Genomic DNA, 27,000 nt, shown 5'->3' on the forward strand with positions numbered 1-27,000 from the left:
GGCCGCCCTGCCCAGGGTCGCCCCGGTAGCTTGTCCGCCGTATCAGCGTTTGCGTTTCTTCGGTCGCGCGCCCGGCCGCGGGGTGCGATTGCTCGGAGTGTCGGTGGCTTCGGGCGCCTGCCCGTCGGCGTCATCGGACTCCGCCTCCGCCGAACCGGACCCCTCGGTATCCCCACCGGCCTTCGCCGAACCGTTCCCGCCCGGCGCTGCCGCCTTCGGTGTGCGCTTCGGCTTCGCTCCGGGAGCCGGCGCGTTGGCCGCCCGGCGCGCGATCGCTTCCTGCTTCTTGGCTTCGTCTTCTTTTTCGATCATCCCGAAGACGTAGTGCTGCTGCCCGAAGGTCCAGATGTTGTTGGCGAACCAGTACAGGATGATCGCCAGCGGAAGGAACGGCCCACCGACCACCACGCCGAGCGGAAACACATACAGCGCAAGCTTGTTCATCATCGCGGTCTGCGGGTTGGCCGCCGCCTCCGGGCTCTGCCTCGCCACCGACGCCCGACTGTTGAAGTACGTCGCCACCCCGGCCAGGATCATCACCGGCAGCCCCACGGCGATCACGGCCGGCCGGCTGAAAACGGTGAACGCGTCCAGGCCCGTGCGCTGCGTCATGAACGCGCCGATCGGTGCGCCGAACAAGTTGGCGTCCAGGAAATGCGCGACGTCCGTCGGGGTGAAGACGTAGTTTCCGGTGAGCCGGTTCTCGGCCACCGACAGGTGCGGCTGCCCGAACCCACCGGTGGTTCGGTTGAACGAGCGCAACACGTGATACAGACCGATGAACACCGGGATCTGCGCCAGCATCGGCAGGCAGCCGAGAATCGGGTTGAAGCCGTGTTCGCGCTGCAGCTTCTGCATCTCGAGCGCCATGCGCTGCCGGTCCTTGCCGTACTTCTTCTGCAGCGCCTTGATCTGCGGTTGCAACTCCTGCATCTGGCGCGTGGTCCGGATCTGTCGCACGAAGGGCTTGTAGAGCAACGCGCGCAGGCTAAAGACCAAGAACATCACCGACAGCGCCCAGGCGAAGAAGTTCGACGGCCCCAGCATGGAGGCGAACAACTTGTACCAAACCCACATGATCCACGACACCGGGTAGTAGACGAAGTCGAGGCTGAAAACGTCAAACGACAAAAGACTCACTCTCCCCTCGCGTCGCTCGGACCACCCGAGCGTCGCTGGCGTCTTGGCAATCCCCTTGGCAGCCGGGGCGATCCGGTATCGGATCCCATCCGCCCTCGTGCCATGGTCCGCACTTGGCGAGCCTGACCGCAGCCAACCAGCTCCCCCGGATCAACCCGTACTCGTTCAGCGCATCGACCGCGTACTGGCTGCAGGTCGGAACGAAGCGACAGGTCGCCGGGCGCAGCGGCGACACCATATGCCGATAGAGCTGGATGAGGAAAATCAATCCCCGCGCCACGGACCGTCCAACGGTGTGGGTCAACGCACCCACCGCAGAGCGTCCGGTCACGGTGCGATCCCCGTCGCCGGCATCCGTCGCAAACACCGCCGCAGTTCCTGTTCCAACCGGGCCGACGACGCGGTCCGGCTACTGGGCAGCGCCCGGATCACCAGCCGGTCGGAATCCTGAAGGTCACCGAGAATCGTGCGGGCCACATGTCGCAGCCGGCGGGCGACCCGGTGACGTTCCACCGCCGACCCGACGGGCTTGCCGACAACGAGTCCGACGTGGGGCGCCGTCGCGTCGCCGCCGTCGGTTTCGCGCCGGAAGTGCACGACAATGTCGGGCTGTGCCATGCGGATCCCGTGCTTCACCGTCGCGTCAAACTCAATTGACCGCGTCATGCGGTTGCGTGCGGGAAGCACCGCCGAAAGACCTGACCCGCGATCAGGCAGATAGCGCGCGGCGGCCCTTGCGACGCCGACCGGACACGATCGCGCGTCCGGCACGAGTGCGCATCCGCAAGCGGAAGCCATGCACGCGGGCTCGGCGCCGGTTATTCGGCTGGAAGGTCCGCTTGCCCTTGGCCACGACGTTCTCCTCGTTGTTTGCCATCCGGCCGCTCAGACGGTTCGCTTCGGGCTCGTCTGCGGTCCGACCGGAGGTGGTCTTGCTGCTGCTGGCCGGCGCGGTCCCCGGGTGGTTCCGGGTCGCAGCCGTATCGCCGACTTTCGGGCGACTGTTTGAGGGTACTGACGAGCCCTCGCCTGGTCAAACCTGGCCTGCCGCAACGCCGCCGCGCGGACCCGGCGCAAGATTTTCCGTTCCGGTCACACTCGGGTCCGGGGTGACTACGATAACGACCCGAACCAAGGCCCCACTCACCCTAAACGACCCGATTGGAATGCAGCGGAACGGTTGGCAGCCGCACGGAAAACTGTTAGCTTCTGCCAAAGTCGTTTTAGACTGAAACAGCTCGACAACGAAGCGAGGATGGTGGATCGACTAGCTGCCTAGACAACCTTTTTGGGTTTTCTTCCAGCGCGGAGATCGCGAGCCGTCGCCGGTAGGTTGTGGCTTGCAGACGACCACCCTGTCCACACCTGTGTATAACTATGTGGACAGCCGTTTCGTCGCCAAGCGTGAGTTGTACTTCGACCCGGGACGTTCGAGAACCAGGGAGATGCGTCGTTGACCGATGACCCCGGTTCAGGCTTCACGACAGTGTGGAATGCGGTCGTTTCCGAGCTCAACGGTGACCCCACCGCGGACGGCGTAGCCGCCAACCGCACGACCTTGGTCACTCCCCTCACCCCGCAGCAACGGGCGTGGCTGAATTTGGTCCGGCCGCTGACGATCGTCGAGGGATTTGCCCTGCTGTCGGTCCCGAGCAGCTTCGTGCAAAACGAGATCGAACGGCATCTGCGGGCTCCGATCACCGATGCGCTCAGCCGCCGCCTCGGACAACAGATCCAGCTGGGAGTCCGCATCGCTCCCCCACCCGACGATGTCGAGGACGCCCTGATCCCGCCGGCGGAGCCGTTCCCGGGATCCGACGGCTCCTTTCCCGGCGATGACGCCGCGCTCGACACCGACGAGCCGTTGGAAAACGGCGAGGCCGTCGACGGCGCCCAGCCGGGCTGGCCGAATTACTTCACCGAGCGGCCGCACGCCATCGACCCCGCCGTCGCCGCCGGCACGAGCCTCAACCGCCGCTACACGTTCGACACGTTCGTCATCGGCGCCTCCAACCGGTTCGCCCATGCCGCGGCCCTGGCGATCGCCGAGGCCCCGGCCCGCGCATACAACCCCCTCTTCATCTGGGGCGAATCCGGTCTCGGCAAGACCCACTTGCTGCACGCCGCCGGCAATTACGCCCAGCGCCTGTTCCCGGGGATGCGGGTCAAGTACGTCTCCACCGAAGAATTCACCAACGACTTCATCAACTCGCTGCGCGACGACCGCAAGGTGGCCTTCAAGCGCAGCTATCGCGACGTCGACGTGCTGCTCGTCGATGACATTCAGTTCATCGAGGGCAAGGAAGGTATCCAGGAGGAGTTCTTCCACACCTTCAACACGCTGCATAACGCCAACAAGCAGATCGTCATCTCCTCGGACCGGCCGCCCAAGCAGCTCGCCACCCTGGAAGACCGGCTGCGAACACGGTTCGAATGGGGTCTGATCACCGACGTGCAGCCGCCGGAGCTGGAAACCCGGATCGCCATCCTGCGCAAGAAAGCTCAAATGGAGCGGCTCGCGGTCCCCGACGACGTCCTCGAACTCATCGCCAGCAGCATCGAGCGCAACATCCGCGAGCTCGAGGGCGCCCTGATCCGGGTGACCGCCTTCGCCTCGCTGAACAAGACCCCGATCGACAAGGCGCTGGCCGAAATCGTGCTCCGCGATTTGATCGCCGACGCGAGCACCATGCAGATCAGTGCGGCCACCATCATGGCCGCCACCGCCGAATACTTCGACACCACCGTGGAGGAACTCCGCGGCCCCGGCAAGACGCGGGCGCTCGCCCAGTCACGCCAGATCGCGATGTACCTGTGCCGTGAGCTCACCGATCTGTCGCTGCCCAAGATCGGGCAGGCCTTCGGCCGCGACCACACCACGGTCATGTACGCGCAACGCAAGATCCTGTCCGAAATGGCCGAGCGGCGTGAGGTTTTTGATCACGTCAAGGAGCTCACCACCCGCATCCGGCAGCGCTCCAAGCGCTGAATCCCGGGTTTTCGGCGCCCCTGCGCGCAATTTTTTCGAGAAACTTCTCGCGCGTCCGTCACATCCGCAACACCTAGGGCATGTGCGCAGCCCTGTGCACACAGCCTTCAAACTCCGGTGCAGTACCGGGCGTTCCGTGCACACCCGTCGTTCGTCCCCACTGGACCAACACCCGACTCACAGGCGACGCCGCGACGATCCACATCCCGATCGTCGCGCTAGCTGGGCCGGGGCGACGCTGTCCCCAGAATGCACAGGCCTTAATACTGTTACTGAGATCTCTACATCGGTTCTTCTTTGCAATACAGGCCTGGGGACGTTCGGTGCACACCCCTCGCCGAGGCCGTCCTCAGATCGTTTTGTCGGCCTTCGCGATTAGCTTTCAAGATGGCCCCGGAGGATCTACGGTTGTTCTTCGACTGCCGTTACGGTCGTCGTCGGCGCGTTGCGTCGCCGGCGCTCGTGGCGGGGCCCCGTGCTAGCGGGGGGAGGCTAGCCACAATGGATTCGAAAACGCTGAAGGTGAAGGGACGCTATGGACGCGGCGACGACAACGGCTGGCCTCAGCGACTTGAAGTTTCGTTTGGTGCGGGAGTCTTTCGCCGACGCGGTGTCGTGGGTGGCGAAGAACCTGCCGTCCAGACCCGCGGTGCCGATCCTGTCCGGCGTGCTGCTGTCCGGGACCGATGACGGCCTGACGATCTCCGGATTCGATTACGAGGTATCCGCGGAAGCTCAGGTCGCGGCCGAAATCGCTTCTCCCGGAAGCGTTTTGGTCTCCGGACGGCTCTTGTCAGACATCGTTCGGGCGTTGCCGAACAAGCCGATCGACTTCTACGTCGACGGTAACCGGGTGGCGCTGAACTGCGGAAATGCCAGGTTCTCGTTGCCGACGATGGCGGTCGAGGATTACCCGACACTGCCGGCCCTCCCGGACGAGACCGGGACGCTGCCCGCCGATCTGTTCGCCGAGGCGATCAGCCAGGTGGCCATCGCGGCCGGGCGCGACGACACGTTGCCCATGTTGACCGGGATCCGGGTTGAGATTTCGGGCGACACGGTGGTGCTGGCCGCCACCGACAGGTTCCGGTTGGCGGTTCGCGAGCTGACCTGGTCGGCGGCCTCGCCGGACATCGAAGCCGCGGTCCTGGTGCCGGCCAAGACGCTGGCCGAAGCCGCCCGGGCCGGCACCGACGGCGCTGAGGTTCGGTTGTCGTTGGGCGCGGGTGCCGGCGTCGGAAAGGACGGGTTGCTCGGCATCAGCGGGAACGGCAAGCGCAGCACCACGCGCCTGCTCGATGCGGAATTCCCGAAGTTCCGCCAGCTGCTGCCGGCCGAGCACACGGCCGTCGCGACGATCAACGTGGCGGAGTTGACCGAGGCCATCAAGTTGGTCGCGCTGGTCGCCGACCGCGGGGCGCAGGTGCGGATGGAATTCAGCGAGGGATCGCTGCGGCTGTCCGCGGGGGCCGACGACGTCGGCCGGGCCGAAGAAGACCTGGCGATCGATTTCGCCGGCGAACCGCTGACCATCGCCTTCAATCCGACGTACTTGACCGACGGACTGGGTTCGGTGCATTCCGAGCGGGTGTCGTTTGGTTTCACGACTCCGGGCAAGCCGGCGTTGCTGCGCCCGGCGCTGGACGACGACAGCCACCCGACCGGGCCGGGACCGTTCAGCGCCCTGCCGACCGATTACGTCTACCTGTTGATGCCTGTCCGGTTGCCTGGCTAGGTGTACGTCCGGCATTTAGGACTGCGCGACTTCCGGTCCTGGGCACACGCCGACCTCGAATTGCAACCCGGTCGGACGGTCTTCATCGGTTCCAACGGGTTTGGGAAGACGAATCTCCTTGAGGCGCTGTGGTATTCGAGCACTCTGGGTTCACACCGGGTGGGAACTGATGCGCCGTTGATCCGGGCCGGCGCCGCCCGGGCGGTCGTTTCCACGATCGTGGTCAACGACGGCAGGGAATGCGCCGTAGATCTGGAAATCGCTGCGGGGCGGGCGAATAAGGCGCGGCTGAATCGCTCACCGGTGCGCAGCACCCGCGAGGTCATCGGGGTCTTACGCGCGGTGTTGTTCGCCCCCGAGGACTTGGCGCTGGTGCGCGGCGACCCGTCGGAGCGACGCCGCTACCTCGACGACCTGGCGACGCTGCGCCGGCCGGCCGTGGCGGCGGTGCGCGCCGACTACGAGAGAGTGCTGCGGCAGCGGACCGCGCTGTTGAAATCCCTGTCTGGCGCGCGGTACCGGGGCGATCACGGGGCGCTGGACACGCTCGACGTGTGGGACAGTCGCCTCGCCGAACATGGGGCCCAATTGATGTCCGCCCGTATCGATTTGGTGAACCAGCTGACGCCCGAGGTGGAGAAGGCCTATCAACTGCTGGCCCCGGGATCACGTGCCGCGTCGATCAGCTACCGTTCCAGCCTGGGCGCCGACGCCGCGGCGGACATCGCCGGCGGGGACCGCGAATTCCTCGAGGCCGCTCTGTTGGCCGCTTTGGCGGAGCGCCGCGGTGCGGAGCTGGAGCGCGGCATGTGTTTGGTCGGTCCGCACCGGGACGACCTGGAGCTGTGGCTCGGCGATCAGCCGGCGAAAGGCTTTGCCAGCCATGGGGAATCGTGGTCGTTCGCGTTGGCGCTGCGACTCGCCGCCTACGAGCTGCTGCGCGCCGACGAAAGCGACCCCGTATTGTTGCTCGACGACGTCTTCGCCGAACTCGACGCGACCCGGCGCTGCGCCCTGGCAACCGTGGCCGAATCGGCCGAGCAGGTGCTGGTCACCGCCGCGGTCGTCGAGGACATCCCGGCGGGCTGGGACGCCCGACGGGTCTACGTCGACCTGCATGACAGCGACTCCGGCCGGGTATCGGAGATGCGCGCATGACCGGCACGGGAGAGGGTCCGGGCCGCGACCCCGGCGGGCCGTCGGGCGAGATGAGCGGGATCGACTTGGTCAGGCGCACCCTCGAGGAGGCCCGGGCGGCGGCGCGCGCGCAGGGGAAGGACCCCGGCCGCGGCCGCGCCGTATCGCCTTCCCCGCGCCGGGTGGCGGGCCAGCGGCGAAGCTGGTCGGGGCCCGGGCCGGACGGGCGCGACCCGCAACCGCTGGGCAGATTGGCGCGCGACCTGGCGAAAAAGCGGGGCTGGTCCGCGCAAGTCGCCGAGGGCACCGTGCTGGGCAACTGGACATCGGTGGTCGGCCACCAGATCGCCGACCACGCCGTCCCGACCGCCCTCAAGGACGGCGTGCTGAGCGTCTCCGCGGAATCGACGGCGTGGGCCACGCAGTTGCGGATGATTCAGGCGCAGTTGTTGGCGAAGATCGCCGCCGCGGTCGGCAACGGGGTGGTGACGTCGCTGAAGATCACCGGGCCGGCCGCGCCGTCGTGGCGCAAGGGGCCGCGCCACATCGCCGGGAGAGGCCCGCGGGACACTTACGGTTAGCGCCGTTCGGGGCGCCGCCCGATCCCCGGGCAGACGTTTATCCACAGGCCGCTCAAATCGGCCACAATCCCGTAGACACCCTTGATGCACGTCGGGACGCGGCCAGAATAAAGAAATCGTCCGCACGGCGCGGTTAGCTGGGTAGAAACGCGGCTAGAAAATCGGTGCGGACGGGGGATCACGCTAGACTAGCCGCATGCGACTGTTGCGGTGATGAGGAACCGCCCGCATGAAACCCCAAGGAGAGCATTCCGACCGTGGCTGCCCAGAAGAAGAAGGCGCAAGACGATTACGGCGCTTCAGCGATCACCGTGCTCGAAGGCCTCGAAGCCGTCCGCAAACGCCCCGGCATGTACATCGGGTCCACCGGCGAGCGTGGTCTGCACCACCTCATCTGGGAGGTGGTCGACAACTCCGTCGACGAGGCGATGGCCGGCTATGCCAACAAGGTCGACGTGCGGATACTCGACGACGGCAGCGTCGAGGTCGCCGACAACGGGCGCGGCATCCCGGTCGCGATGCACGCGACCGGCGCCCCCACCGTCGACGTCGTGATGACCCAACTTCACGCCGGCGGCAAGTTCGGCGGTGAGAACAGCGGTTACAACGTCAGCGGTGGCCTGCACGGCGTCGGCGTCTCGGTGGTCAACGCGCTGTCGACCCGGCTCGAGGTGGACATCGCCCGCGATGGCTACGAATGGTCGCAGTTCTACGACCACGCCGTACCCGGAACGCTCAAACAGGGTGAGGCCACCAAGCGGACGGGCACCACGATCAGGTTCTGGGCCGACCCCGACATCTTCGAGACCACCGAGTACGACTTCGAGACGGTGGCGCGCCGGCTGCAGGAAATGGCGTTCCTCAACAAGGGGTTGACCATCAACCTCACCGACGAGCGGGTGAGCAACGAGGAGGTTGTCGACGAGGTCGTCAGCGACACCGCCGACGCACCCAAGTCCGCCCAGGAAAAGGCGGCGGAATCGACTGCGCCACATAAGGTTAAGCACCGCACCTTCCACTACCCCGGCGGTCTGGTCGACTTCGTCAAGCACATCAACCGCACCAAGAGCCCGATCCAGCAGAGCATCATCGACTTCGACGGCAAAGGCCCCGGCCACGAGGTCGAGATCGCGATGCAGTGGAACGGCGGCTACTCGGAATCCGTGCACACCTTCGCCAACACCATCAACACCCACGAGGGCGGCACCCACGAAGAGGGTTTCCGCAGCGCGCTGACGTCGGTGGTGAACAAGTACGCCAAAGACAAGAAGCTGCTGAAAGACAAGGACCCGAACCTCACCGGCGACGACATTCGCGAAGGCCTGGCCGCGGTGATCTCGGTCAAGGTCAGCGAACCGCAGTTCGAGGGCCAGACCAAGACCAAGCTGGGCAACACCGAAGTGAAGTCGTTCGTGCAGAAGGTCTGCAACGAACAGCTCACCCACTGGTTCGAGGCCAACCCCGCGGACGCCAAGGTGGTGGTCAACAAGGCGGTGTCGTCGGCGCAGGCCCGGATCGCGGCGCGCAAGGCGCGAGAGTTGGTGCGCCGCAAGAGCGCGACCGATCTGGGCGGGCTGCCCGGCAAGCTCGCCGATTGCCGCTCGACGGATCCGCGCAAGTCGGAACTGTATGTGGTGGAGGGTGATTCGGCTGGCGGCTCGGCGAAAAGCGGCCGCGACTCGATGTTCCAGGCCATCCTGCCGCTGCGCGGCAAGATCATCAACGTCGAGAAGGCCCGCATCGACCGGGTGTTGAAGAACACCGAGGTGCAGGCCATCATCACCGCCCTGGGCACCGGCATCCACGACGAGTTCGACATCACCAAGCTGCGCTATCACAAGATCGTGCTGATGGCCGACGCCGACGTCGACGGCCAGCACATCTCGACGCTGTTGTTGACGCTGCTCTTCCGCTTCATGCGCCCCCTGATCGAAAACGGCCACGTGTTCTTGGCGCAACCGCCGCTGTACAAGCTGAAGTGGCAGCGCAGCGACCCCGAATTCGCCTACTCCGACCGCGAGCGCGACGGTTTGTTGGAGGCGGGGCAGAAGGCCGGCAAGAAGATCAACAAGGACGACGGCATTCAGCGCTACAAGGGTCTCGGTGAGATGGATGCGAAGGAATTGTGGGAAACCACAATGGATCCAACCGTCCGGGTGTTGCGCCAAGTGACGCTGGACGACGCCGCGGCCGCCGACGAGCTGTTCTCGATCCTGATGGGCGAGGACGTCGACGCGCGCCGCAGCTTTATTACCCGTAACGCCAAGGACGTTCGCTTCTTAGATGTCTAAGACGGCTGAGCGATTCAGACCTGCCACCGTTGACCGACCAACGAGGAATACATGACTGACACCACGCTGCCGCCAGGTGACGACTCCGTCGACCGGATCCAGCCGGTCGACATTCAGCAGGAGATGCAGCGCAGCTACATCGATTACGCGATGAGCGTCATCGTCGGCCGCGCGCTGCCCGAGGTGCGCGACGGCCTCAAGCCGGTGCACCGCCGGGTGCTCTATGCGATGTATGACTCCGGCTTCCGCCCGGACCGCAGCCACGCGAAGTCGGCACGGTCGGTCGCCGAGACGATGGGTAACTACCACCCGCATGGCGACGCCTCGATCTACGACACCCTGGTGCGCATGGCGCAGCCGTGGTCGCTGCGCTATCCCCTGGTCGACGGGCAGGGCAACTTCGGTTCGCCGGGCAACGACCCACCAGCGGCGATGCGCTACACCGAGGCGCGGCTGACCCCGCTCGCGATGGAAATGTTGCGCGAAATCGATGAGGAGACAGTCGATTTCATCCCCAACTACGACGGCCGGGTGCAGGAGCCGACCGTCCTGCCCAGCCGGTTCCCGAACCTGCTCGCCAACGGTTCGGGCGGCATCGCGGTCGGGATGGCGACCAACATCCCGCCGCACAACCTGCGCGAGCTGGCCGAGGCCGTCTACTGGTGCCTGGACAACCACGAGGCCGACGAGGAGGCAACCCTCACCGCGGTCTGCGAGCGGGTCAAGGGCCCGGACTTCCCCACCCACGGCCTGATCGTCGGCTCGCAGGGCATTCACGACGCGTACACCACGGGTCGCGGCTCGATCCGGATGCGCGGAGTCGTTGAGGTGGAAGAGGATTCACGCGGACGCACCTCGTTGGTCATCACCGAGCTGCCGTACCAGGTGAACCACGACAACTTCATCACCTCGATCGCCGAGCAGGTCCGCGACGGCAAGCTCGCCGGCATCTCCAACATCGAGGACCAGTCCAGCGACCGGGTCGGCTTGCGCATCGTCGTGGAGATCAAGCGCGACGCCGTTGCCAAAGTGGTGCTGAACAACCTCTACAAGCACACCCAGCTGCAGACCAGCTTCGGCGCGAACATGTTGGCCATCGTCGACGGGGTACCGCGCACTTTGCGCCTCGACCAGATGATCCGCCACTACGTCAATCACCAACTCGACGTGATCGTCCGGCGCACCACCTACCGGCTGCGCAAGGCCAACGAACGCGCGCACATCTTGCGCGGACTGGTCAAGGCGCTCGACGCGCTCGACGAGGTCATCGCCTTGATCCGCGCGTCGGAGACCGTGGACATCGCCAGGGCCGGCCTGATCGAGCTGCTCGAAATCGACGAAATCCAGGCCCAGGCGATCCTGGACATGCAGCTGCGCCGACTGGCCGCCCTGGAGCGCCAGCGCATCATCGACGACCTGGCCAAGATCGAAGCCGAGATCGCCGACCTCGAGGACATCCTCGCCAAGCCCGAGCGGCAGCGCGCCATCGTGCACGACGAGCTGTCCGAGATCGTCGACAAGCACGGCGACGAGCGGCGCACCCGGATCATCGCCGCCGATGGGGACGTCAACGACGAGGACCTGATCGCCCGCGAGGACGTCGTCGTCACCATCACCGAGACCGGCTACGCCAAGCGCACCAAAACCGACCTGTACCGCAGCCAGAAACGCGGCGGCAAGGGCGTCCAGGGTGCGGGGCTCAAGCAGGACGACATCGTGCGGCACTTCTTCGTGTGCTCAACGCACGACTGGATCCTGTTCTTCACCACGCAGGGGCGGGTCTACCGGGCCAAGGCCTACGAGCTGCCGGAGGCGTCGCGCACCGCGCGCGGTCAGCATGTCGCCAACCTGCTGGCGTTCCAGCCCGAGGAGCGAATCGCCCAGGTCATCCAGATCCGCGGCTACGAGGATGCGCCGTACCTGGTGCTGGCCACCCGCAACGGCCTGGTGAAGAAGACCAAGCTGACCGATTTCGACTCGAACCGGTCGGGCGGAATCGTGGCGGTCAACCTGCGCGACGGCGACGAGCTGGTCGGTGCGGTGCTCTGCTCCGCCGAGGATGACTTGCTTCTGGTGTCGGCCAACGGCCAGTCCATCCGGTTCTCGGCGACCGACGAAGCGCTGCGCCCGATGGGCCGCGCCACCTCCGGCGTGCAGGGCATGCGCTTCAATGCCGACGATTATCTGTTGTCGCTCAACGTCGTTCGTGAAGGCACCTACCTGTTGGTGGCGACCTCCGGCGGGTACGCCAAGCGCACCGCGATCGAGGAGTATCCGGTGCAGGGCCGCGGCGGCAAGGGCGTCTTGACGGTGATGTATGACCGTCGGCGCGGCAGGCTGGTCGGCGCGTTGATCGTCGACGAGGACAGCGAGCTGTACGCGATCACCTCGGGCGGGGGCGTCATCCGGACCGCGGCCGGCCAGGTCCGCAAGGCGGGACGGCAGACCAAGGGCGTGCGGCTGATGAACCTGGGTGAAGAAAACACGCTGTTGGCCATCGCTCGCAATGCCGAAGCAAACGCGGACGAAGCCGTCGAGGAAGTCGAGGGCGCCGAGTCGGAGAGCTAGTCGGAATTAAGCCACTAGACTCAGCCCGATGACGATGCGGGCCGCGGCGCGGCCCGAGGAGGAACGGGGCATTTAGACTCAGCCCGATCAGACATGACGCGACTGCACCGCCTGCGCGGCCGGGGTAGCAGACCTAAGGAGTCGGGGTGACTTCACCGAACGAGCCGGGCGCCCCCAAAAAGGGAGACGTTCCCAACGGGGATGGTGCGGCCGAGCGCGCCGGGGTGCGCCGCGCGGCGCCATCCGCGCAGGGTGGCCGGCCCCAGGAGCCCGGGGACGGACCGCCGTGGCAGCGTGGCGGAACCCGGCCCCAGCAGCCGCCGCCCCGCCAGAACGAGCCCCCCACCGAGAAGCGACCGGCCAGCGGGGTCGAGGCGAGGCTGAACCGTTTCATCTCCGGCACCGCGGCACCCGGGGCCGGCGCCGCGGCGCATGCGAAAGACGCCGACGCGGCACCAGCCCGCGAAGGATCGCCCGCTGAGGCCTACGCCAGCGAGTTGCCGGACCTGTCCGGCCCGCTACCGCGCGGCCCACACCGCAAGCCCGCACCCGAACAGCGGACGCCGGAGAGTCCGTCGGGAGCCGGCCGGCCTTCGACCACGGAAAGCCGGGAGGCTCGGGAGAACCGCGACCGCGTGCAGGTGTCACGGCGGACGCGAGGACCCGTCCGGGCCAGCATGCAGATCCGCCGGATCGACCCGTGGAGCACGTTGAAGGTGTCGCTGCTGTTGTCGGTGGCGTTGTTCTTCGTGTGGATGATCGCCGTCGCGTTCCTCTACCTCGTGCTCGGCGGCATGGGCGTGTGGTCGAAGTTGAACAGCAACGTCGGTGACTTGCTGAACAACACCAGCGGCAGCAGCGGCGAACTGGTATCCAGCGGCACGATTTTCGGCGGCGCCGTCCTGATCGGCCTGGTCAACATCGTGCTGCTGACCGCGATGGCGACCATCGCCGCGTTCGTCTACAACCTGACCACCGATCTGATCGGCGGCATCGAAGTGACGCTGGCGGATCGCGACTAGCCGATGGCCGGCTCTGGTGCTGCGTTTTTGGGAGACGGGCGGCTCGTGCGGTAATCTCGTCGCTCGGCCGTACGCGAGTACGGGCCTATAGCTCAGGCGGTTAGAGCGCTTCGCTGATAACGAAGAGGTCGGAGGTTCGAGTCCTCCTAGGCCCACAACCATGTGCCCGTCAAGACGTTGCGTACGACTCGCACTGCCACTGGCACTGATCGCCGTATCGGCAGCGGTGGCGTGGTCACGACGTGGAGTCGAGGTCTGGCACGTGGCTGTGGATGACCCCGGTCAACCACCCAGTCACGATGAGGGGCCTTAGCTCAGTTGGTAGAGCACCGCCTTTGCAAGGCGGGTGTCAGGGGTTCGATTCCCCTAGGCTCCACAAGCCAATTCCTCTGTCACGCACAGCCTGCGTACGACGACCCGAGGAAGCGTTCCACCAAGGCGCGCTCGCCTGCCGGGTCCTTGAGCGGCCAGCCCCACAGCGCCAGGAAAACACGAATTAGCCACTGCGCGGCCAGCGGGTCATCGTTGTCGGGCCCCAGCATCTCGGCGGCCAAGGCGGTCACCGCGGGCGAGTTGATGACCCAGTCGCTGACCGGGGCCGCGTGAATCGAGCGCATGAGCTGAGCGAGCGGATCGGAGCGCAGGCGTTCCAACGCCATGATCGTGGCCGTCACGACCCGCTCGCGACCAGTGAGGTCCTTGATCGCTTCCCGGGTCTTATCGATGATGCGCGCGGCTTGCATACGGATCACGGCGTCGCGGATGGTCGCCTTGCCGCCGGCATGCCGGTATATCGTCGCCGGCGAGCAGTGCACCCGGGCCGCCAACGCCTCGATCGTGAAACCGTCATATCCGTGGCGCGCGATGAGGTCGGCGGCCGCGCTGTAAATCCGTTCGGTGGCTTCGCTACCACGATCGCGGCCCACCAACCAGTCGTCGCGCGTCATCCACCCATGCTCCCCCACTCTGCGTGGCGCAAGAAATCATTTCGCAGCATGAGAATTTTGAGGCTTCTCTTCTCACGGATACCGCCTGTTCGTGCCGGGTCGACGAAGTCGTCCGCCGGGGAACCCGGCCGCGACGGCTCCTCAACTTCTCGGCATCCCGTTGACGCTGCGACCAGCGGCATCGAGCCTGAGACGCATGGCGGTGCTCGACAGCGCGATCAGGTTCTTCGGCCGAGACGCGATACAGGATCCTTACCCCCTGTATGACCGGATGCGGGCCGAGGCGCCGGTGCACCGGATCGGCGACTCCGTGTTCTACGCCGTGTGCGGCTGGCAGGCGGTCCAGGAGGCCGTGGATCGGGTCGAGGATTTTTCGTCGAACCTCACGGCGACGATGGTCTTCCACGAGGACGGCACCGTCGCCCCGCTCGACATGGGACCTCCGGGAGGTCCGATGCATGCATTGGCCACCGCCGATGACCCCGTGCATGCGATGCATCGCAAACTTTTGTTGCCTCACCTGTCGGCCAAGCGCGTCCGGATCATCGAGGAATTCGCGATCCAGACCGCCGACCGTCTCTGGGAAGAAAACCTGCGCGACGGCCAGATCGAATGGATGAGCGCGATCGCCAACCGGTTGCCGATGATGGTGGTCTGCAAACTCCTGGGCCTCCCCGACGACGACGCCGACACACTCATCCGGCTGGGGTACGCCACGACCACGCTGCTCGACGGGATTGTCACGCCCGAACAGGTCGAGCAGGCCGGACTGGCCGCGATGCAGCTGTCCGGCTATGTGATGGAGCATTTCGAAAAGGCCCGCGGCAAACCAGATTCCGGGCTGATAGGCGACCTGGCAGCGCGCTACGCATCGGGTGAACTCGAGCAACTGCCGGCGCTGGGAATCATGCTCACGCTCTTCAGCGCGGCTGGCGAGTCAACGGCTTCGCTGCTGGGCAGCGCGGCGTGGATTCTGGCCGACCGTCCGGCGATCCAACGTCAACTGCGCGAAAAGCCGGAATTGCTAAGCGCTTTCATCGAAGAGACACTTCGCTTCGAAGCGCCGTTTCGGGGACATTACCGGCACGTGTGGCGCGACACCACGCTCGGCGGCGTCGACGTGCCGGCCGACTCCCACCTGCTGTTGATGTGGGGAGCCGCTAACCGCGACCCCGCGCACTTTGACGCGCCACACGAATTCCGCCTCGACCGCGCCGGCGGCAAAAGTCACATGAGCTTCGGCAAGGGCGTGCATTTCTGCGTGGGTGCCGCACTGGCCCGCTTGGAGGCCCACATCGTGTTGCGGACGCTGCTCGAGCGCACAACCTGGATCGACGCCGCCGAGGTCGGAGAATGGTTGCCCAGCATCCTGGTTCGGCGCCGCGAACGATTGCGCCTCAGCGTGCGGTGAACCTACGGGCGCGGCTGTACCTCGACACTGGGCGGGCGCGACTGCGGCTCCTGAGGTTTCGCCCGCACCGAGCGCCGGACGATGCTGAACGCCACGGCGCCACCGGCGAGGACCGCGACGGCCGCCGCCGCAATGATCAACGGTCGCTTGCCACGACGCTGCGCTCGCCGCGCGCCCTGCAGTGCCTGGGGCAGGTTGGTGACCACTTCCTGCGCGGCGGCCAGCTCCTGGGCGAGGGCCTCTTGGGCCGCCGCGATGTCGGCGGCCAAGCGCCCCTCCCGATACCGGCGACGCAGCTGCGCCGCGGTCGACTGCGCCGACTGGACGCTGAGGCCGACGACCCCGCGGGTGACGTCCACCGGCCCCCTCGCCGAATAGGTCAGGCCGCGGGCCAGTCGCTCCCGGGGGGTCAGTCGGGACTCCGTCTTCGCGCTCATCTGCCGCCCTTCTGTTCCGCCGGCGACGCCTGTCGTGAAGCCGGCCCCGATACCTGAACAGACTGCCAGCATAGGGACGTCGGCGGCGCGGGTGCGCGTTCGCGGGGTTTTCGCCGGCGGGTCGGATGGGTGGCACCGCGTGCGGGCGCGCTCACCCGTAGTGGCAGACTCTCATGCCGTGACTAACAGCCCCTTTCAGACTGCTACCGCCACGCTCCACACCAACCGCGGCGACATCAAGGTCGCCCTGTTCGGAAACCACGCGCCCAAGACCGTCGCCAACTTCGTCGGCCTGGCGCAGGGGACCAAGGAGTACTCGACCCAGAACGCATCGGGAGGCTCGTCCGGCCCGTTCTACGATGGCGCGGTCTTTCACCGGGTGATCCGGGGCTTCATGATCCAGGGCGGCGACCCGACCGGCACGGGCCGCGGTGGCCCGGGGTACAAGTTCGCCGACGAGTTCCACCCCGAACTGCAATTCGACAAGCCCTACCTGCTGGCGATGGCGAACGCGGGCCCGGGCACCAACGGCTCGCAGTTCTTCATCACGGTCGACAAGACGCCGCACCTGAACCGGCGCCACACGATCTTCGGCGAGGTGACCGACCCGGATTCCCAGCAGGTGGTCGACGCGATCGCCACGACGAGCACCGACGGCAACGACCGCCCCTCCGAGCCGGTCGTCATCGAGTCGATCACCATCTCGTAACCGACCCGCCCGCGCGGGGCGTTCAGGGCTGCGAACGGCCCGCGTAGCCGGCTGCGGTGAGCGCGTCCAGCACGTCCAGCGGGTCGGTCCCAAGGTCCCAGCGGGAGAACAGCACCAGGCCGCCATCGGCGGTCTCGACCTCCAGCAGCCGCACTTTGCGTCCGTAACGGCGGAACTCGATGATGCGGATGATCTTGATGTCGGATTGCTGCAATAGCTGCGTCCGGAACCAGCCGCGCAACGCCAGGCCGTCGGGCGTGATTGCCAGTTTCGGGCGCGCGCGCCACGACATCCCCGCAAACAACAGCAGACCCCCCGCGGCAACGCCCGCCAGAACCCGCCCCGGCGGGTCTGTGATTAGGGTCACACTGGCGATAGCCAACAAGACGCCCGCGGCTCCACAACCTGCGATTCCGGTCGCGTGTGGCTCCCATTGAGTTTGCTGCATGCGGTCTTTAGCCCCTCCCACCACTGCCGATGCAGTTATCCACAATCTCTATCAACAGTGGGGATAAATCACACGCGTGTGATTGGGTGGTCGGAAAGTTGCTGGCGCAATGACAAATCAGCCCGAAAATGAATTCATTCCGTCGGTCGCGCTGCTCAGTGCCAGCGCATCGTGAGCAACAAACCGGTGATCATGAAAGCGAACGCGATGGCGTAGTTCCAGGGGCCCAGTTGCGCCATCCAGTTCAACGCGGTCGGCGCCTGGGATCCGACGGCGGCCAACTGAAACACCATCAGCCAGACGAGCCCGATCAGCATGAGGCCGATGAACAGCGCGACAAACCACACGCTGGACGGTCCGACCTTGACCTTCACCGGGGTGCGGCTGACCGCGCTGACGGTGAAGTCGTTCTTCTTGCGGACCTTGGACTTGGGCATGATTACCTCGCGGATTACCTCAACGACACGGTGAGCGGGACGGGGTGCAACGATGAACACGGCAGCTGCACCCATAGCTTGGCTACGAGACTAACGCACCTGGGGCGGTGACCAGGAAATGGAGACTCGATGATCCAGACGCGCCAGTCGCCATGGCGCTTCGGCGTCCCGGTGGTGTGCGCGCTGGCGGGATTGCTGCTCGCCGCCACGCACGGGGTATCCGGCGGCGCCGAGATCCGGGGCAGCGACGCCCCGCGGCTGGTGGACCTGGTCCGTGAGACCCAGTCGTCGGTGAACCGCCTCAACGCCGAACGCGAGGAACTCGCGAAGAAGATCGACACGGCGCACGGGCGCTCTTCGGACGCCGCGCTGGCCGCGATGCTGCGGCGCTCCGCGCAGCTCGCCGGTCAGGCGGACATGAACCCGGTGCACGGCCCGGGCCTGGTGGTCACCCTCGAGGACGCGCAGCGCGACGCCAACGGCCGGTTCCCGCGCGACGCGTCACCCGACGACCTGGTGGTGCACCAGCAAGACATCCAGGCCGTGCTCAACGCGCTGTGGAGCGCGGGCGCCGAGGCGGTCCAGATGCAAGACCAGCGGCTCATCGCCACCTCGGTGCCCCGCTGCGTGGGCAATACGCTGCTGCTCAACGGGCGCACCTACAGCCCGCCGTACACCATCACCGCGATCGGCAACTCCGCGGCCATGCAAGCCGCCCTCGCCGCCGCTCCCCTGGTGGTCCTCTACAAGCAGTACGTGGTCCGGTTCGGCCTCGGCTACCGCGAAGAGGTCAAATCCGACGTGCAGGTCGTCGGGCACTTCGAGCCCGACCGGCTGCATTACGCGCAGCCCAACGGCCCGATCGCCTACTGACGCCGCCCGACCGGTGGCGCGCCCTCGGGCGGTAACCTGGCACGATGCGGATCCTGGTTGTCGACAACTACGACAGCTTCGTGTTCAACCTGGTGCAGTACCTCGGGCAGCTGGGTGTGGACGCGGACGTCTGGCGCAATGACGACAACCGGCTCTCCGACGAGACCGCGGCCGCCCGGCAGTTCGACGGCGTGCTGCTCAGTCCGGGGCCGGGCACCCCGGAGCGCGCGGGCGCTTCCATCGGGATGGTTCGCGCCTGTGCCGCCGAGCAGACCCCGCTGCTCGGGGTCTGCCTGGGGCACCAAGCCATCGGCGTGGCCTTCGGCGCCACCGTCGACCGCGCCCCCGAACTGCTGCACGGCAAGACCAGCAGCGTTCACCACACCAATGTCGGTGTGTTGCAAGGGCTTCCGGATCCCTTCACGGCGACCCGCTACCACTCGCTGACCATCCTGCCCGAATCGCTGCCGCCGGTTCTCGAGGTCACCGCCCACACCGACAGCGGCGTGATCATGGGGGTGCGCCACACCGAACTGCCGATTCACGGCGTGCAGTTCCACCCGGAGTCGATCCTGACCGAGGGCGGCCATCGCATGCTGGCGAACTGGCTGGCCGTGTGCGGGTTGGTGCGCAACGACACGCTGGTGCGCCGGCTCGAGAATGACGTGCACGCCGCGGTGCGGCCGTATTTCCCGGCCGACCCGGCGGCTACTGACCGAACTTCAGCGTGATGATCCCGTCCCGGTTCACCCCGGAGCCCGCCGGCGGGTTCTGATACACCACCCGGTGGGACTGGGAGCCACCGGCGTCGACGTCGGCGCCCTTGTCGAGGATGCCCGTCCAGCCCAGCGCCCGCAGCCGCGGTTCGGCGTCCGTCCAGAACATGCCGGACAGGTCGGGCATGACGAACTGATTGCCCTTGGACACCTGCAGCTCGATGACCGAGTCCACCGGAACCATCTGTCCCTTGGGCGGATTGGTCCCGATCACTTCACCGGCCGGCCGGGGGCTGTCCACCTGCACCTGGGTCACCTTGCTGAACCCGTAGACGGTGAGGTTGCGTTGCGCGATGTCCACGGTCTGGCCCGCGATGTCGGGAACCTGCTTGGTCTCCGGCCCGGAGCCGACGATGACGGTGATGACGTTGGTGATCGCCGACGTCTGGTTGGCCGGCGGGTTGGTCCCGATCACCTTGCCCAGCAGCTCCGGTGTCGACGGCGAATTGGCCTGCTTGAACTTGGTGAATCCCGCGGCTTTGAGCTTGGTGACCGCGTCGGAGTAACTCAACGAGGACACGTCGGGCACCTCGCGTTGCTCCGGGCCGGTGGAGACGTTGACGGTGATCTCGTCGCCGGCGCTCACCGACGCGTTGGCGCCGGGGTCGGTGCCGATGACGTGGTCGGGCGGAACGATCGAATCCGGCTTTTGCAGCGTGCGCGTTTTGAAGCCGCGGTTTTGCAGCGCCGCGATGGCGTCGGCGGACACCTGCCCGCGCACGTCGGGCACCTGAACGTCACGAGCCCCGCCACCGAAGGTGTTGAACGCGATCACCACAACGATCGTCAGGACGGCCAGTGCCGCCACCGCGACGATCCAGCGACCGACCGACCCGACGGTGCGGTCCTCGCCCGCGTCGGCGAGAACCTGGCGAGGCAGCGGATCGGTCCGGGGCGGGCCGGCGCTGCCGGGGCTCGACGACAGCATCGAGCTTCGGTCGGCGTCGGTGAAAACCTTGGGCGCTTCGGGCTTTTCGCCGTTGTGCACCCGGACCAGATCGGCGCGCATCTCCGCCGCGGTCTGATAGCGGTTTTCCGGATTCTTGGCCAGCGCCTTGAGCACGACGGCGTCGAGATCGGGCGAGATGCCCTCGTGGCGCTGCGACGGCGGCACGGGGTCCTCGCGGACATGTTGGTAGGCAACCGCGACCGGCGAGTCTCCGACGAAAGGTGGTTCGCCCGTGAGGATTTCGTAAAGGACGCACCCCAACGAATACACATCGGAGCGGGCGTCGACGGCGTCGCCGCGGGCTTGCTCGGGCGAGAGGTACTGCGCGGTTCCGATCACCGCGGCGGTCTGGGTGACGCTGTTGCCGCTGTCGGCGATCGCGCGGGCGATCCCGAAATCCATCACCTTGACCGCATTGGTGGTGCTGATCATGATGTTGGCCGGCTTGACGTCGCGGTGGATGATGCCGTTCTGATGACTGAAGTTCAGCGCCTGGCACGCGTCGGCGATGATCTCGATCGCCCGCCGCGGCGGCAGCGGCCCGTCCGTGTGCACGATGTCGCGCAGGGTGACGCCGTCGACGTACTCCATGACGATGTAGGGCAGCGGCCCGGTGGGGGTCTCGGCCTCGCCGGTGTCGTAGACGGCGACGATGGACGGGTGATTCAGCGCGGCGGCGTTTTGCGCCTCCCGCCGAAAGCGTAGGTAGAAGCTGGGATCGCGGGCCAGATCCGCGCGCAGCACCTTGACCGCGACGTCGCGATGCAGGCGGAGGTCGCGGGCCAGGTGAACCTCGGACATCCCCCCGAAACCGAGGATCTCCCCGAGCTCATAACGATCGGACAGGTGCTGCGGGGTGGTCATTGCGATGTCCCGTGTCCCGCCGGCCCACCGCGGAATCCCGACATCCCTATCGTGCCGTCATCCGGCCACTCGAGACGCATGCCTGCCGAACCGCTCGGGGTGTTGGTCGGCGGGGGCGCCGATGCCGGCGGGGTGCCGGTGTCGGTGACCGTCGGGGGCTGTTGCTGCTGATCCCCCCGGGAATTGATGACGATGAGCACCGCGATGATGATCGCCAGCGCGCCGAGTACCCCGGCGGCCCAGAGCAGCGCGCGCTGCCCCGACGAGAAGGTGCGCCGGGCCGGGGGCGGGCGGTGCCCGCCGGTGGTCGGGCGGGATCGACGCGGCGCCGCGCTGCGCGGGGACACCGCCGCCGCCCGGGTCGTCGGGCTGGACGGTATCGCCGCCGGCGAGGCCCGGCCCGGAGGCGGTGACTGGCTGGGGCGGGGCGGACGGCGACCGGCGCGCACCGCCGCGACGGCGTCGGCGAACGGTCCCCCGCTGCGGTACCGCATCGCCGGGTTCTTGACCAGCGTGATCTCGATGAGTTCTCGCACGTTGGGCGGCAGCTCCGCAGGCAGCGGCGGCGGGGGTTCCTTGATGTGCTTCATCGCCACGGTCAGGGCGCCGTCACCGGTGAACGGCCGCTTGCCCGAAACAACCTCGTAGCCAACAACTCCCAGCGAGTACACGTCACTGGACGGGGTGGCGTCGTGCCCGAGCGCCTGTTCGGGCGCGATGTATTGGGCGGTGCCCATGACCATGCCGGTCTGGGTCACCGGCGCGGCGTCGACGGCCTTGGCGATGCCGAAGTCGGTGATCTTCACCTGGCCGGTCGGGGTGATCAGGATGTTGCCCGGCTTGACGTCGCGGTGGACCAGCCCGGCGGCGTGCGCGACCTGCAGCGCGCGACCGGTCTGCTCGAGCATGTCCAGGGCGTGCCGCAGCGAGAGCCGGCCGGTGCGTTTGAGCACCGAGTTCAGAGGCTCGCCGTTGACCAGCTCCATCACCAGGTAGGCGGTGCGGCCCTCCCCGTCCAGCTGGCTCTCGCCGTAATCGTGGACCGCCGCGATCCCGGGGTGATTGAGCATCGCCGTGGTCCGCGCCTCAGCGCGGAAGCGCTCGATGAACTCGGGGTCTTGGGAGAACTCCTGCTTGAGCACCTTGACCGCGACGCGTCGGCCCAGGCGGCTGTCCACGGCCTCCCAGACCTGACCCATGCCGCCGGTGGCGATCAGGCGCTGCAGGCGGTATCTGCCAGACAGCGTCACACCAACTCGCGGGCTCATGGTCCTCCCTGTAGCGCGGCCTGGATCACAGCCCGTCCGATCGGCGCGGCGAGTGCACCCCCCGTCGCGGACAGGCGGTCGGCGCCATTCTCCACCAACACCGCCACGGCGACTTTCGGGGTCTGTGCGGGCGCGAAAGCGATGTACCACGCGTGCGGCGGTGTGTGCCGCGGATCGGTGCCATGTTCTGCGGTACCCGTCTTGGATGCGATCTGCACGCCGGGAATGGCCCCTTTCTGCTGTGCGACCTTCTCGGCGCCGACCATCAGCTCTGTTAGCTTAGCGGCGACCTGCGGCGACACGGCGCGCCGCTGCTCATACGGTGCCGTGGTGCTGATCGTGGTCAGGTCCGGCCCCTTGAGGCTGTCGATCAGGTACGGCTGCATCGTCACCCCGCCGTTCGCGATGGTCGCGGCGATCTCGGCGTTCTGCAGGGGCGTCAGCGCGACATCCTTTTGCCCGATGCTCGACATGCCCAGGGCGGCTGCGTCCGGGATGATCCCGATGGTCGACTCCGCGACCTGAAGCGGGATGACGCTCGGGGTGCTGTCCAGGCCGAATGAGCGCGCCATGCCACGCAGCGCGTCGGACCCGGTGAGCATGCCGAGTTGGACGAACGCGGTGTTGCAGGACAGGGCGAAGGCCTGCTGCAAGGACACGGTCGGCTCGTTGCCACACGACTGTCCACCGTAGTTCTCCAGCGTCGCGGTGCTGTTCGGCAGCGGAATCGACGGCGCGGCGGTCAGCTGCTCGGTGTCGGAGGCGCCGGCCTGCAGCGCGGCCGCGGTGGTGATCACCTTGAAGGTGGAGCCGGGCGGGTAGGTCTCCGAGATGGCACGGTTGGTCATCGGGTTGTCGGGATCGTCGCGCAGCAGCTGCCAGGCCTTGGCCTGCACCTCGGGATCGTGCGACGACAGCAGGTTGGGGTCGTAGGACGGCGACGACACCATCGCCAAGATCTTGCCGGTGGACGGTTCGAGGGCGACCACGGCGCCTTTGCACGGCGGACCGCCGCAGCCCTGCTGCATCCCGTCCCAGGCGGCCTGCTGGACGCGCGGCTTGATCGTGGTGTCGACGTTGGCCCCCCGCGGGTCGCGGCCGGTGAAGAAGTCGGCCAGCCGGCGCCCGAACAGCCGCTCGTCGGAGCCGTTCAACAGCGGGTCCTCGGCGCGTTCCAGGCCGGTGCTGGAATAGCGCAGCGAGTAGAACCCGGTGACCGGCGCGTACGTCGCGGGGTTGGGGTAGACCCTTAAGAAGCGGAAGCGGTTATCGGTGGCGACGGAGTAGGCCAACAGCTGTCCGCCCGCCACGATCTGGCCGCGCTGGCGCGAATACTCGTCGAGCAGGACGCGCTGGTTGCGCGGGTCGGCGCGCAGCGAGTCGGCGGCGAAGACCTGCGTCATCGTGGCGTTGATCAACAGCAGCACGATCAACGCCATCACGGTCACCGAGATCCGGCGCAGGGAGGCGTTCATACTTTCTCGATCACCTCGGTGCCGGCCGCCGCGATCGGCGGCTCATGGCGCGCGGGGGCGCGCAGGGGACGACGGGCGCTGTGCGAGATGCGCGCCAGGATGGCCAACAGCACGTAGTTCGCCAGCAACGACGAACCGCCATAGGACATCCACGGGGTGGTCAACCCGGTCAGCGGAATGAGTTGCGTTACCCCGCCGACGACGATGAACAACTGTAGGGCCAGCGTCGACGCCAGGCCCGCCGCCAGCAGCTTGCCGAAGCTGTCCCGGGTGGCGATCGCCGTGCGCATGCCCCGCACGATGACGATGGTGTAGAGCATCAAGATGCTCGCCAGGCCCACCAATCCCAACTCTTCGCCGAACGCCGCGATGATGAAGTCGGTCGACGCGGCGGGCACGGTGTCGGGCTGACCGTTGCCGAGCCCGGTGCCGAAAATCCCGCCGGTGGCAAAGCTGAAGAGCGACTGCACAATCTGATAGCCGCTGCCGTCGGGGTCGGAGAACGGGTCCCACCACATCTGCACCCGGACCCGGACGTGGCTGAAAATGAAATACGCGACAACGCTTCCCGCGACGAACAGGACCAGACCGATCCCCACCCAGCTGAACCGCTGGGTGGCGAGGTAGACCACCACCAAAAACGATGTGTACAGCAATAGCGAAGTGCCAAGGTCTTTTTCGAAGGCCATCACGCCGACCGAGATCACCCAGGCCGCCAGCAGGGGCGCGAGGTCACGGGGGCGGGGCAGGGTCAAGCCCATGAAGTGCTTGCCGACGCTTGTGAACAGGCCGCGTTTGGCGATCAGCACCGCGGAGAAGAAGATCAGGAGCAGGATTTTGGAGAACTCAGCGGGCTGAATTGAGAAGCCGGGCAAGCGAATCCAGATCTTGGCGCCGTTCTGTTCGGACAGCGAGGCCGGCAACAGGGCGGGAATCACCAGCAAGACCAGACCGACGAGTCCGCAGATGTAACCGTAGCGCGCGAGCTGGCGATGGTCTTTCAAGAAGGTGACCACCAGGGCAAAGGTCACCACCCCGACCAGGGTCCACAGCATCTGCTGGGTTGCGCTGGGGTGGTGACGGCCGCTGAGCTGATTGGTGACCAGATCGAGCCGGTGGATCATCACCAGGCCAAGCCCGTTGAGTAGAGCCACGATTGGCAACAGCAGCGGATCGGTATACGGCGCGAAGCGCCGGATCGCCATGTGCGCCGATCCGAAGACGACGAGAAACACCAGCCCGTAGTTGATCGCGTCCCAGTGCAGATCGCGGGTTTGATTCGCCTCGACGATCAGCAGCGCGGCGACGGTGATCAGCGAGGCGAAGCCCAGCAGCAACAGCTCGGCATTGCGCCGGGTAGGCAGAGGAGGTGTGACCGCGACCGGCGGTTGAAGCTGTGTCGTCATGCCACCGTCCGGCAATCGATGCCCGGTTGGGGTGGGGGCCCGGGGAGAGCGGTCACCGTTTGCGAGGTGGTCGTCGGACCTGCCGGTGATGGGGTCGCGGGGCCGTTGGAGGCGCTTGTGCTGGGTGGGGGGCTGGCGCTGGTGGAACTGGTGGTCGGGGGTGATGGCGTTGCGGTGGTGCTGGATTGGGGTGTACCGCCGGTGGACGGGGATCCGGGCGGAGAGGTGGCGCGCGGCGGCGGACAGATCGGCAGCAGGTATTCGGCCAGCAACTGGCGCAGCTGCGATTCCGCTTGGTCCAGGCTGCCGCCCGGCAGTCCGGTTTGGACCTGGACCTGTCCGGGACGGCGCAGATCTTGCAGGGTCATGAGCTGGCAATTGGGATGGCCGGATTGTCCGTAGCTGACCAGGGACAGTTCGTTGCGCGCGTTGAGGCAGCCGACCAGGTAAGGCCGTTGCAACGGGACGCCCAGCAGCGTTCCCTGGATGCCCCGGACGATGGAGACCCTGCCGTTGTATTCGGCGACGTAATAGTTGCGCTGGATGACCCACCACCCCACGGTGAGGCCCGCGATGACCAGCAGCACCGCCAGCGCGGCGACGACGACCATCCGTCGCCGGGACCACCGCGGCCGGTGTGGCGTTTCGGGTTGCGGCGCAACACGTTTGGCCGCCTCGTCGCGCGGCCTGATCGCCGAGGCCCGCCCGGCCGAGGTGTTGGGCAGCGTCATTTGATCCTCGTCACCCGAGACCGCGCCGGCCAGAATCGGTTGGGTCTGCCCGTAGTCGTAGTCGACGACGTCGGCGACCACGACGGTGACGTTGTCCGGCCCGCCGCCACGCAGCGCCAACTCGATGAGGCGATAGGCGGCCTCGGCGACGTCGGGAATCTGCAATGCCTCGAGGATGGTCTCGTCGCTGACCGGGTCCGACAGCCCGTCGGAACACAGCAGATAACGGTCGCCGGCGCGCGCTTCTCGCATGGTCAGCGTCGGCTCGACCTCGTGGCCGGTGAGCGCCCGCATGATCAGCGACCGCTGCGGGTGGCTGTGCGCCTCTTCCCGGGTGATGCGGCCCTCGTCGACCAGGGTCTGAACGAAGGTGTCGTCCTTGGTGATCTGGCTCAGTTCGCCGTCGCGCAGCAGGTAGCCCCGCGAATCGCCGATGTGTACCAATCCAATTCGGTCGCCCGCGAACAGGATCGCGGTAAGAGTGGTGCCCATCCCCTCGAGTTCGGGCTCCGCCTCTACCTGCGCTGCGATGGCCGCGTTGCCGGAGCGCACCGCGTTGTCGAGCTTGGCCAGCAGGTCGCCGCCCGGCTCGTCGTCATCGAGGTGGGCCAGCGCGGCGATCACCAACTGGGACGCCACCTCGCCGGCCGCATGGCCGCCCATGCCGTCGGCCAGGGCCAGCAGCCGGGCGCCGGCATAGACAGAGTCTTCGTTGTTGGCGCGCACCAGGCCACGGTCGCTCCGGGCGGCGTATCGCAGGACCAGGGTCACGGGCGCCACTCCTCGATCCCGGCTGGAAAATCTGC

General features: G+C 66.9%; 24 protein-coding genes and 2 tRNA genes. 13 read left to right on the forward strand and 13 right to left on the reverse strand.

Features of this window, described 5'->3' with window-relative positions; genetic code table 11:
- Nucleotides 1-42: 42 nt before the first annotated feature.
- Genes yidC through rpmH form a run of 4 tightly spaced genes read right to left on the reverse strand, consistent with a single transcriptional unit; the run spans nucleotide 43 to nucleotide 1,993 of the window.
- Complete coding sequence (yidC, locus tag K883_RS08950; protein ID WP_014381554.1) at nucleotides 43-1,140, reverse strand: membrane protein insertase YidC; 1,098 nt, start codon at nucleotides 1,138-1,140, stop codon at nucleotides 43-45.
- Nucleotides 1,121-1,471 carry a membrane protein insertion efficiency factor YidD gene (yidD, locus tag K883_RS26640; RefSeq protein WP_009952229.1) on the reverse strand — a complete coding sequence of 117 codons (351 nt, stop codon included), beginning with the start codon at nucleotides 1,469-1,471 and terminating at the stop codon, nucleotides 1,121-1,123. Before yidD ends, yidC begins: the two co-directional genes overlap by 20 nt.
- Entirely contained in the window at nucleotides 1,468-1,827 is a 360-nt protein-coding gene (gene rnpA / locus K883_RS08960; RefSeq protein WP_026071092.1) for a ribonuclease P protein component, read from the reverse strand. Before rnpA ends, yidD begins: the two co-directional genes overlap by 4 nt.
- 22 nt (nucleotides 1,828-1,849) lie before the next feature.
- Complete coding sequence (gene rpmH / locus K883_RS26645) at nucleotides 1,850-1,993, reverse strand: 50S ribosomal protein L34 (protein ID WP_003874369.1); 144 nt, start codon at nucleotides 1,991-1,993, stop codon at nucleotides 1,850-1,852.
- Nucleotides 1,994-2,593: 600 nt separating this feature from the next.
- On the opposite strand from rpmH, the gene dnaA reads away from it, so the two are divergent.
- The 9 genes from dnaA to K883_RS09005 all read left to right on the forward strand — a co-directional run bounded on the left by dnaA (nucleotide 2,594) and on the right by K883_RS09005 (nucleotide 13,839).
- Nucleotides 2,594-4,129, forward strand: coding sequence for a chromosomal replication initiator protein DnaA (dnaA, locus tag K883_RS08965; protein WP_036454291.1), 1,536 nt, complete (start codon nucleotides 2,594-2,596; stop codon nucleotides 4,127-4,129).
- A gap of 535 nt (nucleotides 4,130-4,664) precedes the next feature.
- A complete protein-coding gene (gene dnaN, locus K883_RS08970; RefSeq protein ID WP_036454294.1) occupies nucleotides 4,665-5,864 on the forward strand; it encodes a DNA polymerase III subunit beta in 1,200 nt (399 codons plus the stop codon).
- Nucleotides 5,865-7,022, forward strand: coding sequence for a DNA replication/repair protein RecF (gene recF, locus K883_RS08975; RefSeq protein WP_008262508.1), 1,158 nt, complete (start codon nucleotides 5,865-5,867; stop codon nucleotides 7,020-7,022).
- The gene (locus tag K883_RS08980; protein WP_008262510.1) at nucleotides 7,019-7,582 is read left to right on the forward strand and encodes a DUF721 family protein; all 564 of its coding nucleotides are present in this window, start codon (nucleotides 7,019-7,021) and stop codon (nucleotides 7,580-7,582) included. Before recF ends, K883_RS08980 begins: the two co-directional genes overlap by 4 nt.
- A 257-nt stretch (nucleotides 7,583-7,839) precedes the next feature.
- Nucleotides 7,840-9,873, forward strand: coding sequence for a DNA topoisomerase (ATP-hydrolyzing) subunit B (gene gyrB, locus K883_RS08985; protein WP_009954877.1), 2,034 nt, complete (start codon nucleotides 7,840-7,842; stop codon nucleotides 9,871-9,873).
- Between the two features lie 51 nt (nucleotides 9,874-9,924).
- On the forward strand, nucleotides 9,925-12,441 hold the full coding sequence (gene gyrA / locus K883_RS08990) for a DNA gyrase subunit A (RefSeq protein ID WP_020821255.1): 2,517 nt from the start codon (nucleotides 9,925-9,927) through the stop codon (nucleotides 12,439-12,441).
- Between the two features lie 146 nt (nucleotides 12,442-12,587).
- A complete protein-coding gene (locus K883_RS08995; protein ID WP_020821256.1) occupies nucleotides 12,588-13,463 on the forward strand; it encodes a DUF3566 domain-containing protein in 876 nt (291 codons plus the stop codon).
- Between the two features lie 81 nt (nucleotides 13,464-13,544).
- Nucleotides 13,545-13,618: transfer RNA gene (locus K883_RS09000), tRNA-Ile, on the forward strand.
- A gap of 148 nt (nucleotides 13,619-13,766) precedes the next feature.
- Nucleotides 13,767-13,839, forward strand: a tRNA-Ala gene (locus K883_RS09005).
- A gap of 16 nt (nucleotides 13,840-13,855) precedes the next feature.
- On the opposite strand, the gene K883_RS09010 is transcribed toward K883_RS09005, so the two are convergent.
- Nucleotides 13,856-14,410 (reverse strand): TetR/AcrR family transcriptional regulator, encoded by a 555-nt coding sequence (locus K883_RS09010; RefSeq protein ID WP_020821257.1) that lies wholly within the window; start codon nucleotides 14,408-14,410, stop codon nucleotides 13,856-13,858.
- A gap of 196 nt (nucleotides 14,411-14,606) precedes the next feature.
- Here K883_RS09010 and K883_RS09015 point away from each other — a divergent pair, with 196 nt between their 5' ends.
- Nucleotides 14,607-15,821: a cytochrome P450 gene (locus K883_RS09015; protein ID WP_036454299.1), complete on the forward strand. Its 1,215-nt coding sequence runs from the start codon at nucleotides 14,607-14,609 to the stop codon at nucleotides 15,819-15,821.
- Nucleotides 15,822-15,823: 2 nt separating this feature from the next.
- Here K883_RS09015 and cwsA read toward each other — a convergent pair whose 3' ends face one another.
- Nucleotides 15,824-16,258 (reverse strand): cell wall synthesis protein CwsA, encoded by a 435-nt coding sequence (gene cwsA / locus K883_RS09020; protein ID WP_036454301.1) that lies wholly within the window; start codon nucleotides 16,256-16,258, stop codon nucleotides 15,824-15,826.
- 160 nt (nucleotides 16,259-16,418) lie between these two features.
- Between cwsA and K883_RS09025 the strand changes: the two genes are divergently transcribed.
- Nucleotides 16,419-16,967, forward strand: a complete 549-nt coding sequence (locus tag K883_RS09025) for a peptidylprolyl isomerase (RefSeq protein WP_008262529.1) — start codon at nucleotides 16,419-16,421, stop codon at nucleotides 16,965-16,967.
- 22 nt (nucleotides 16,968-16,989) lie between these two features.
- Here K883_RS09025 and K883_RS26650 read toward each other — a convergent pair whose 3' ends face one another.
- Complete coding sequence (locus K883_RS26650; RefSeq protein ID WP_081656300.1) at nucleotides 16,990-17,415, reverse strand: PH domain-containing protein; 426 nt, start codon at nucleotides 17,413-17,415, stop codon at nucleotides 16,990-16,992.
- A 155-nt stretch (nucleotides 17,416-17,570) separates the two neighbouring features.
- On the reverse strand, nucleotides 17,571-17,852 hold the full coding sequence (gene crgA / locus K883_RS09035) for a cell division protein CrgA (RefSeq protein ID WP_003872098.1): 282 nt from the start codon (nucleotides 17,850-17,852) through the stop codon (nucleotides 17,571-17,573).
- Nucleotides 17,853-17,981: 129 nt separating this feature from the next.
- Here crgA and K883_RS09040 point away from each other — a divergent pair, with 129 nt between their 5' ends.
- Nucleotides 17,982-18,725: a DUF881 domain-containing protein gene (locus tag K883_RS09040; protein WP_020821260.1), complete on the forward strand. Its 744-nt coding sequence runs from the start codon at nucleotides 17,982-17,984 to the stop codon at nucleotides 18,723-18,725.
- A gap of 44 nt (nucleotides 18,726-18,769) precedes the next feature.
- The gene (locus tag K883_RS09045; protein WP_020821261.1) at nucleotides 18,770-19,456 is read left to right on the forward strand and encodes an aminodeoxychorismate/anthranilate synthase component II; all 687 of its coding nucleotides are present in this window, start codon (nucleotides 18,770-18,772) and stop codon (nucleotides 19,454-19,456) included.
- On the opposite strand, the gene pknB is transcribed toward K883_RS09045, so the two are convergent.
- Genes pknB through K883_RS09070 form a run of 5 tightly spaced genes read right to left on the reverse strand, consistent with a single transcriptional unit; the run spans nucleotide 19,434 to nucleotide 26,965 of the window.
- Nucleotides 19,434-21,314 (reverse strand): Stk1 family PASTA domain-containing Ser/Thr kinase, encoded by a 1,881-nt coding sequence (pknB, locus tag K883_RS09050; RefSeq protein WP_008262551.1) that lies wholly within the window; start codon nucleotides 21,312-21,314, stop codon nucleotides 19,434-19,436. The genes K883_RS09045 and pknB overlap by 23 nt on opposite strands.
- Nucleotides 21,311-22,582: a serine/threonine-protein kinase gene (locus tag K883_RS09055; protein ID WP_036429717.1), complete on the reverse strand. Its 1,272-nt coding sequence runs from the start codon at nucleotides 22,580-22,582 to the stop codon at nucleotides 21,311-21,313. Before K883_RS09055 ends, pknB begins: the two co-directional genes overlap by 4 nt.
- Nucleotides 22,579-24,057: a D,D-transpeptidase PbpA gene (pbpA, locus tag K883_RS09060; RefSeq protein WP_008262554.1), complete on the reverse strand. Its 1,479-nt coding sequence runs from the start codon at nucleotides 24,055-24,057 to the stop codon at nucleotides 22,579-22,581. The genes K883_RS09055 and pbpA overlap by 4 nt, the downstream gene beginning before the upstream one ends.
- Complete coding sequence (locus tag K883_RS09065; protein ID WP_008262556.1) at nucleotides 24,054-25,463, reverse strand: FtsW/RodA/SpoVE family cell cycle protein; 1,410 nt, start codon at nucleotides 25,461-25,463, stop codon at nucleotides 24,054-24,056. The genes pbpA and K883_RS09065 overlap by 4 nt, the downstream gene beginning before the upstream one ends.
- A complete protein-coding gene (locus K883_RS09070) occupies nucleotides 25,460-26,965 on the reverse strand; it encodes a PP2C family protein-serine/threonine phosphatase (RefSeq protein ID WP_020821262.1) in 1,506 nt (501 codons plus the stop codon). Before K883_RS09070 ends, K883_RS09065 begins: the two co-directional genes overlap by 4 nt.
- Between the last annotated feature and the right edge of the window lie 35 nt (nucleotides 26,966-27,000).

Source organism: Mycobacterium sp. TKK-01-0059 (assembly GCF_000709305.1).
Taxonomy (GTDB): domain Bacteria; phylum Actinomycetota; class Actinomycetes; order Mycobacteriales; family Mycobacteriaceae; genus Mycobacterium; species Mycobacterium intracellulare.

Excerpts from the sequence above, each read along its gene's own strand:
- dnaN (WP_036454294.1), top strand. The coding sequence starts at position 4,665 with ATGGACGCGGCGACGACAACGGCTGGCCTCAGCGACTTGAAGTTTCGT.
- K883_RS08980 (WP_008262510.1), top strand. The coding sequence starts at position 7,019 with ATGACCGGCACGGGAGAGGGTCCGGGCCGCGACCCCGGCGGGCCGTCG.
- gyrA (WP_020821255.1), top strand. The coding sequence starts at position 9,925 with ATGACTGACACCACGCTGCCGCCAGGTGACGACTCCGTCGACCGGATC.
- K883_RS09010 (WP_020821257.1), bottom strand. The coding sequence starts at position 14,410 with ATGACGCGCGACGACTGGTTGGTGGGCCGCGATCGTGGTAGCGAAGCC.
- K883_RS09015 (WP_036454299.1), top strand. The coding sequence starts at position 14,607 with ATGGCGGTGCTCGACAGCGCGATCAGGTTCTTCGGCCGAGACGCGATA.
- cwsA (WP_036454301.1), bottom strand. The coding sequence starts at position 16,258 with ATGAGCGCGAAGACGGAGTCCCGACTGACCCCCCGGGAGCGACTGGCC.
- K883_RS26650 (WP_081656300.1), bottom strand. The coding sequence starts at position 17,415 with ATGCAGCAAACTCAATGGGAGCCACACGCGACCGGAATCGCAGGTTGT.
- crgA (WP_003872098.1), bottom strand. The coding sequence starts at position 17,852 with ATGCCCAAGTCCAAGGTCCGCAAGAAGAACGACTTCACCGTCAGCGCG.
- K883_RS09040 (WP_020821260.1), top strand. The coding sequence starts at position 17,982 with ATGATCCAGACGCGCCAGTCGCCATGGCGCTTCGGCGTCCCGGTGGTG.
- K883_RS09045 (WP_020821261.1), top strand. The coding sequence starts at position 18,770 with ATGCGGATCCTGGTTGTCGACAACTACGACAGCTTCGTGTTCAACCTG.
- pknB (WP_008262551.1), bottom strand. The coding sequence starts at position 21,314 with ATGACCACCCCGCAGCACCTGTCCGATCGTTATGAGCTCGGGGAGATC.
- K883_RS09055 (WP_036429717.1), bottom strand. The coding sequence starts at position 22,582 with ATGAGCCCGCGAGTTGGTGTGACGCTGTCTGGCAGATACCGCCTGCAG.
- pbpA (WP_008262554.1), bottom strand. The coding sequence starts at position 24,057 with ATGAACGCCTCCCTGCGCCGGATCTCGGTGACCGTGATGGCGTTGATC.
- K883_RS09065 (WP_008262556.1), bottom strand. The coding sequence starts at position 25,463 with ATGACGACACAGCTTCAACCGCCGGTCGCGGTCACACCTCCTCTGCCT.